This window comes from Mesorhizobium calcicola, from assembly GCF_042682105.1.
GTDB classification, from domain to species: domain Bacteria; phylum Pseudomonadota; class Alphaproteobacteria; order Rhizobiales; family Rhizobiaceae; genus Mesorhizobium; species Mesorhizobium calcicola.
The window spans coordinates 182,192-189,356 of the sequence record NZ_JBHUGY010000037.1 but is presented as its reverse complement, the minus strand read 5'-3'; the positions used below and the strand labels follow the sequence as shown (position 1 = coordinate 189,356).

Genomic DNA, 7,165 nt, shown 5'->3' with positions numbered 1-7,165 from the left:
GGCGAAGCTATCGCCGGTCACAAGCGCCGATAGTTTCTGGAATTGCTCTATCGAGCGAGCGCCGGCCTTCACACCGGAATGGTCATGGCCGCCACCCCGGCAACGACAAAGGCCATTCCCAGCCACGCCGTCGAACCAAGGCTTTCGCCGAGGAAAACGGCGCCGATGCCGACACCGATCGGCACGCGCAGATAGGCTTGCGAGGTGGTGCCGACCGAGCCAAGTGTGTGGATGAGGCGGAAATAGATGACGAAGGCCAGCGCGGTCGAAAACACCGACAGGCCGAGCAGAGCCAGGATCGACGCCGTCGACGGCGCCAGCTGCCATGGCCGGTCGAACACAAGACTGAGCGGCACGAGGATGACGGCGCCGCACAGCATCGAACCGGCGGCCGGCAGCATCGGGTCGAGGCCCTTGAAGCCACGGCCGAAGATCGCCGCACCGGCATAGCAGATCGTCGCCGCGACGATGGCGAGCTGCGCCCAGAGTTGGTGACCGAGACCACCCAGCGCCTCGGTGCCGACGATGAGGCAGATGCCGGCAATGCCGGCGCCGACGCCAATCAGCTTGCGCAACGTGACCGGCTCGTGGCGGGTGATGAGCGCGGTCAGCAGGAAGGTGAAGATCGGCGAGGTCGCGTTCAGGATGGTGGCGAGGCCGGCATCGACCGAGCGTTCGGCCGCGGCGATCAGCGTGAACGGCACGACGCTGTTGAGGCACGCCTGGAAAGCGAAGCGGCGCCAGCTTGCCGCATCGCCCGACATGGCAAGCCCGCGCCAGCGGATGATGGCGAACAGGATGCCACCGGCGATCAGCGTGCGGGCGGCAATGAAGGTGACCGGCGGGATCGTCTCGACGCCGATGTTGATGAATGTGTAGGAGGCGCCCCAGAGCACCGCCAGCACGGCGAGCAGCGCCAAGTCGGTGGTCATATCGTTCTTTGTCGGCTTGTTCTTTGTCGGCATTTTCTCTGTGGGCATGGGGGCTGGCTCGCCTTCGAAAAATGATCGGCTGAGCCAGGCTTGTAAGCAGCATCGCGATGAAATGCTTCGGCCACGGTCGAATTGTCATAGCACCTCGTCGCAAAGGCGCACCCTGATTTGCAAGAACTGCGGCTCCGCGCCTTCCTCGACAAGGGAATGGTCATCGCCGCCACGCCGGCAACGACAGAAAATCGGTTGCCAATTTTCAGGGTCTTGCTGTAGACCCGCCCGGGCATGGCGAGAAGCCGGCTCGGGTTTTTGGCGGAGACATTGATGCCGGATTTTGACGTGCTTTGCATCGGCAATGCTATTGTCGACATCATCGCCCAGTGCGACGAGGACTTCCTCGAGACCAACGGCATCATCAAGGGCGCGATGAACCTCATCGACACCCAGCGCGCCGAACTGCTCTACAGCCGCATGGGCCCGGCGATCGAGGCGTCCGGCGGCAGCGCCGGCAACACGGCGGCCGGCGTCGCCAGCTTCGGCGGCCGCGCTGCTTTCTTCGGCAAGGTCTCGAACGATGCGCTGGGCCAAATCTACGCCCACGACATCCATGCGCAGGGCGTCGCCTTCGACACCAAGCCGCTCAAGGGCGAGCCGCCGACGGCGCGCTCGATGATCTTCGTCACCCCCGACGGCGAGCGTTCGATGAACACCTATCTCGGCGCCTGCGTCGAGCTCGGGCCGGAGGATGTCGAGGCCGACAAGGCTTCTGGCGCCAAGGTCACCTATTTCGAGGGCTATCTGTGGGACCCGCCGCGCGCCAAGGAAGCGATCCGGCAGACGGCGAAGCTGGCGCACGCCGCGGGCCGCGAAGTGTCGATGACGCTCTCGGATTCGTTCTGCGTCGACCGTTACCGAGACGAGTTCCTCGACCTGATGCGCTCGGGCACCGTCGACATCGTCTTTGCCAACAGCCACGAGATCAAGTCACTCTACCAGACATCGTCGTTCGACGAGGCGCTGGCGCAGATTCGCAAGGATTGCCGGATCGCCGCCGTGACCCGCTCGGAAAAAGGCTCGGTCATCGTGCGCGGCGACGAGACCGTGGTCATCCAGGCGACCGCGATCAAGGAACTGGTCGACACGACAGGCGCCGGCGACCTCTACGCCGCCGGTTTCCTGCATGGCTACACGCAAGGCCGCGACCTCGAGACCTGCGGCGACCTTGGCTCACTGGCGGCCGGATTGGTGATCCAGCAGATCGGGCCAAGGCCACGGCAGAATTTGCGCCGCGAGGCGGAACAGGCGGGATTGCTGTAGGGTCGAGGGTCCGCCTACCGTCAAGGTAGCCGGGTCGCGCTCCAGCCCTTCGCAGGCTCCCAGCCCTTCGGGCGTTCAGCCCCTTCGAAAGGTCCACTGGACCTTTTGATCCGCCCGAAGGCGGACCGGGCCTTCACCGTTCGAAGCTCGAAAAGCCAAGCAATTGGCTTTTCGTCCGCTACGCGGACCGCTTCTCACCGTCGCGCAGCTGTCATACATCGCACCTACACGCAATCCAGGGGTCCCGTGACTGACATTTCGGGCGCCCGCAGCCAGTTGGGGTGTCAAAATGCAAGACAGCATGCTGTCGGGCCATTGCATCTGTTGCCGCCGCGATTTCCGCTTTCCGCTCTAGCCGTTCAACAACCGGCCGCAGCTGTGGGAGGAGCGCCCGGCCCAAGAGACAGATGCATGAACAGATTTCAAATCCAGACAACCGGCATCAAGCAGGACGACTTCGCGGATATGGTCGCGGAGGAGGTCGAACGCGCGCTTGCCCACTATGACGAGGCCATCAACAGACCCACCATGGTCTCGGTCGGCAAGATCGCCGGCAGCATAGCGTCCGCCGTCACCTTGCTGTCGCCGAAGCATCAGCGCGCCATTGACGCCATCCATGCCGACCTTCCCGGCCTGGCATCGAAATTCGTGCGCGCGCTGGCGGCGGAAGCCGCGCGCCGCAGCGAGGCGGGCACAGGCGGCGCAACAGGGCTGCCGGCGGCATCCCTGGCCGACATCGAGGGACCTAGTTCCTCGCCGCCGCGTGCCGACGACCTCGAATCGATGCTGATCGAGGACTGGGCGGGCCGCGTTGCCGGATCGACCTATCTGGAAGAGAATTTGCGCATCGCCCGCTCGACCCTGCATCGCTGGCAAAGGCGGGGTGAAGTCATTGCCCTGCGCAAGGGCGGCCGCAAACACGTCTTCCCGCTGGCGCAGTTCGTCGATGGCAGGCCGGTCGCGGGCATCCGCGACGTGCTGTCGCTGATCAGCAATTCGAGGCTGGCATGGCTGTGGCTGACACGGCCCTCGGCACAGCTCGACGGGCGCGTCCCGATCGACCTGCTGCGGCAGGATCAGTTCGAGAAGGTCGTCGAGGCCGCCCGCGTGTTCGCGCCGGGCTGACGGCTTTCGTGCATGCCTTGATAGACGTGCCTAGCCAGTCTTGTGAATTGAGTGGCGAGGCCTGGATGATAGCTGTTGCGGCGCCATTTCCCTGGCGGTGACCAACCGGTTGCGGCCACTCTTTTTCCCGATGTACATCAGCCGGTCGGCGAGTGCGACCAGCGCTTCGGAATCGGTGGCTTCCGCCGGATACATGGCCACGCCAACGGTACAGCCGACCTGGATGGCGCCACTTGGCGTGGGAACCTTGATCTGCAGCCTTTCCAGGATGCGTTCGGCAACGCGCACGGCCTTGTGCTGCGCCAGATCGGCGGCGCCCGAGAACAGGAAGGCGAACTCGTCACCGCCAAGCCGGGCGACGAAATCGGCGCTGCGCAGGATCGAGCGAAGCTGGCTCGAGACGCGCTGCAGCAGCGCATCGCCGGCCTCGTGGCCGAGCGTGTCGTTGACCTCCTTGAACCGGTCGAGGTCGATGAACAGAAGACCGGCCGCCTCGCCGGTGGCGCCGCAGCGGGCGACCACCGATTTGAGTTCGTTGTGGAAGGCACGCCGGTTGGGCAGGTCCGTCAACAGATCGTGGTTGGCCGAATGATCGCTCTGCTGCTTGGCCAGCTCGATCTCGCGCTTTTGCGCGGACAACTCCTCGTTGGCGGTCTTCAGATCCAGCAGCAGCTGGGAATTGAGGTCCTCGACAACCTTGCGGTCGCTGATGTCGACGACGAAGCCTTCCAGGAATTCGAGCTCGCCGGCGTCGTCCCAAACACCGCCGCCGATCTCGCGGACCCAAAGCGGTTCGCCGACCCTTGGTACGATGCGGTAGTCGACGTTCCAGTTGCGGCGGGCTGCAAGCGCGGCGTCGACGGCGGCATAGACCGAGACGAGGTCGTGCGGGTGGATGGCCGAGACGTAGTCGCGCACGGCGTTGTGCACGAAATCTGTGGGCGGATAGCCGCTGACGGTGAGAACGCCGTCGCTTATATAGAGCATGGTGTAGGACGCATCGTTGCGGCAGCGGTAGAGGTAGCCGTCCATCCGGCCGGTGATGCTGAGCAGCGCGTCCAGACGCTCGTCGTGATAGGCTCGCTCGCCGACCACGGATGCGGGAATCGTATCGTGCTTCACGGCTGCAAATCCATGATTGTCACCACCCCGGCCTGTCCAAAATGCCCCCCTGGCACATCGACGACAGTTCCCTGGTATAACAACCGGATGTTATCAATATCTTATGGATCGCGGTGATTTCCTGCAAATTCGGCTTGAATTGCGGGATTCCTGCGATTGCAGGCGGAGTGACGCGTGCCCCCGACCAAGGCCTTGCCTCACTTGAAACGTGTTCGCGGGGCTTTCGCCTGCTGCTCAAGCCCCCGCCGTATAAGCCGCGATCGCCGCCATGTTAACGATATCTGAGTCCTTGGCATTCAGCGAAACGATCTGCACCGGCTTGTTCAGCCCGACCAGCAGCGGGCCGATCACCGTCGAGCCGCCGAGTTCCTGCAGCATCTTGGTCGAGATCGAGGCCGAGTGGAAGGCCGGCATGATCAGCACATTGGCCGGGCCGGTGAGCCGGATGAACGGATACTGCGCCATGGCCCGCGCGTTGAGCGCGACGTCGGCGGCCATCTCGCCGTCATATTCGAAATCGACGCGGCGCTTGTCGAGGATGCGCACGGCTTCCTGGACGCGCTCGGAGCGCTCGCCCTGCGGATGGCCGAAGGTCGAATAGGCGAGCATGGCGAGCCTCGGCTCGTAGCCCATACGGCGGGCAAAGCCTGCCGCCTCCTCGGCAATGTCGGCGATCTGTTCGGCGTTCGGCATGTCATGCACGGCGGTATCGGCGACCAGCACGGTCCTGCCCCGCGCCAGCACGATCGAGACGCCGATGACCCGGTGGCCGGGCTTGGCATCGATGACGCGGCGGATGTCGTCGAGCGCGGTCGAGTAGTTGCGGGTCACGCCGGTGACGATGCCGTCGGCGTCGCCCAGCGCCACCATGCAGGCGGCGAAATGGTTGCGGTCGTTGTTGATCAGGCGCTGGCAGTCGCGGAACAGGAAGCCTTTGCGCTGCATGCGCTCGTAAAGATAGTCGGTGTAGATGCCGTTGCGGCGCGACAGCCGGGCATTGATGATCTCGATGCCTTGCTTGTTGAGGTCGATGCCGGCGTGCCTGGCGTTCTCCTTGATGACGTCGTCGCGGCCGAGCAGGATGGCGGTGCCGAGCCGCTGGTTCACATAGGAGACGGCGGCGCGCATCACCTGCTCCTCCTCGCCCTCGGCGAAGACGATGCGCTTGGGCTGGCGCCGCACGCGGTCGTAGATGCGCTGCAGGGTCGAGGCGATCGGGTCGCGGCGGGCGGACAGCTCCTGGGCGTAGCGGTCGAGATCGAGGATCGGCTTGCGGGCGACGCCCGAGTCCATCGCCGCCTTGGCGACCGCGATCGGGATGGCCGCGATCAGGCGCGGGTCGAACGGCACCGGAATGATGTAGTTGGGGCCGAATTTGGGCCGGTTGCCCTGATAGGCGGCGGCGACGTCGTCGGGCACGTCCTTGCGCGCCAGTTCGGCCAAAGCGCGCGCGGCGGCGATCTTCATGTCGTCATTGATGGTGGTGGCCCGCACGTCCAGCGCGCCGCGGAAGATGTAGGGGAAGCCGAGCACGTTGTTGACCTGGTTGGGATAGTCCGACCGGCCCGTGGCCATGATGGCGTCGGTGCGGATCTCGGCCACTTCCTCCGGGGTGATCTCCGGGTCGGGATTAGCCATGGCGAAGATGATCGGATTCTTGGCCATCGACCGCACCATGGCGGTGGTCAGCGCGCCCTTGGCGGAGAGGCCGAGGAAGACGTCGGCGCCGTCGAGCGCCTCGGCGAGACTGCGCGCCTCGGTCTTGACCGCATGCGCCGACTTCCACTGGTTCATGCCCTCGGTACGGCCCTGGAAAACAACGCCCTTGGTGTCGCACAAAGTGATGTTTTCCGGCGCAAAGCCCATCGCCTTCATCAATTCGATGCAGGCGATGCCGGCGGCACCGGCGCCGTTGCAGACCATTTTCGTGGTCTTCATGTCGCGGCCGGTGATCTCCAGCGCATTGATCAGCCCGGCGGCGGAGATGATGGCGGTGCCGTGCTGGTCGTCATGGAAGACCGGGATGTCCATCAGCTCGCGCAGCCGCTGCTCGATGATGAAGCACTCCGGCGCCTTGATGTCCTCGAGGTTGATGCCGCCGAAGGAAGGGCCGAGGAAGCGCACGCAGTTGATGAACTCGTCGGCGTCCTCGGTATCGACCTCGAGGTCGATGGAATCGACATCGGCGAAGCGCTTGAACAGCACCGCCTTGCCTTCCATGACCGGCTTGGAGGCCAGCGCGCCGAGATTGCCGAGGCCAAGGATTGCAGTGCCGTTGGAAATGACGGCGACCATGTTGCCGCGCGTCGTGTAGTCGAAAGCGCGGCTGGGGTCCTCGGCGATGGCCAGAACCGGAACCGCAACGCCCGGTGAATAGGCGAGGCTGAGGTCGCGCTGCGTTGCCATCGGCTTGGTGGCGACGACCTCCAGCTTGCCGGGGCGTCCCATGGCGTGGAATTCGAGCGCTTCCTGTGCGCTGACGGACGGACCGGTGTTCTCGGTTTTCCTGGCCATGATGCTTTTGATTTCCTCGCCGGTGCGGCACCTCCTTGAAGCGGGTGCCCGCGTGGTCCCGAATTAAGACCACGCGCCGCCGCGTGTAAACCGCCGAGCGCTCAGGAATCGCGTTTCGTGAGGGCGATTGCGGGCAAGCGGCCTTCCCGGTCGTC

At 64.6% G+C, this 7,165-nt stretch carries 5 protein-coding genes; 2 read left to right on the top strand and 3 right to left on the bottom strand.

Going from position 1 to position 7,165, the window contains the following annotated elements; all coding sequences use genetic code 11:
* Window positions 1-68: 68 nt before the first annotated feature.
* Window positions 69-980, bottom strand: a complete 912-nt coding sequence (locus ACFSQT_RS25125) for a DMT family transporter (protein WP_379023177.1) — start codon at window positions 978-980, stop codon at window positions 69-71.
* A gap of 276 nt (window positions 981-1,256) precedes the next feature.
* On the opposite strand from ACFSQT_RS25125, the gene ACFSQT_RS25120 reads away from it, so the two are divergent.
* Complete coding sequence (locus ACFSQT_RS25120) at window positions 1,257-2,249, top strand: adenosine kinase (RefSeq protein WP_379023175.1); 993 nt, start codon at window positions 1,257-1,259, stop codon at window positions 2,247-2,249.
* Window positions 2,250-2,660: 411 nt separating this feature from the next.
* Window positions 2,661-3,374, top strand: coding sequence for an antitoxin Xre/MbcA/ParS-like domain-containing protein (locus ACFSQT_RS25115; protein WP_379023173.1), 714 nt, complete (start codon window positions 2,661-2,663; stop codon window positions 3,372-3,374).
* A gap of 30 nt (window positions 3,375-3,404) precedes the next feature.
* Here the strand turns inward: ACFSQT_RS25115 and ACFSQT_RS25110 are convergent, their stop codons facing one another.
* Together ACFSQT_RS25110 and ACFSQT_RS25105 are read right to left on the bottom strand one after the other, a co-directional pair.
* Window positions 3,405-4,496 (bottom strand): sensor domain-containing diguanylate cyclase, encoded by a 1,092-nt coding sequence (locus ACFSQT_RS25110; RefSeq protein WP_379023171.1) that lies wholly within the window; start codon window positions 4,494-4,496, stop codon window positions 3,405-3,407.
* A gap of 234 nt (window positions 4,497-4,730) precedes the next feature.
* Window positions 4,731-7,010 (bottom strand): NADP-dependent malic enzyme, encoded by a 2,280-nt coding sequence (locus ACFSQT_RS25105; RefSeq protein ID WP_379023169.1) that lies wholly within the window; start codon window positions 7,008-7,010, stop codon window positions 4,731-4,733.
* Window positions 7,011-7,165: the final 155 nt, after the last annotated feature.

Excerpts from the sequence above, each read along its gene's own strand:
- ACFSQT_RS25115 (WP_379023173.1), top strand. The coding sequence starts at position 2,661 with ATGAACAGATTTCAAATCCAGACAACCGGCATCAAGCAGGACGACTTC.
- ACFSQT_RS25120 (WP_379023175.1), top strand. The coding sequence starts at position 1,257 with ATGCCGGATTTTGACGTGCTTTGCATCGGCAATGCTATTGTCGACATC.
- ACFSQT_RS25125 (WP_379023177.1), bottom strand. The coding sequence starts at position 980 with ATGCCCACAGAGAAAATGCCGACAAAGAACAAGCCGACAAAGAACGAT.
- ACFSQT_RS25105 (WP_379023169.1), bottom strand. The coding sequence starts at position 7,010 with ATGGCCAGGAAAACCGAGAACACCGGTCCGTCCGTCAGCGCACAGGAA.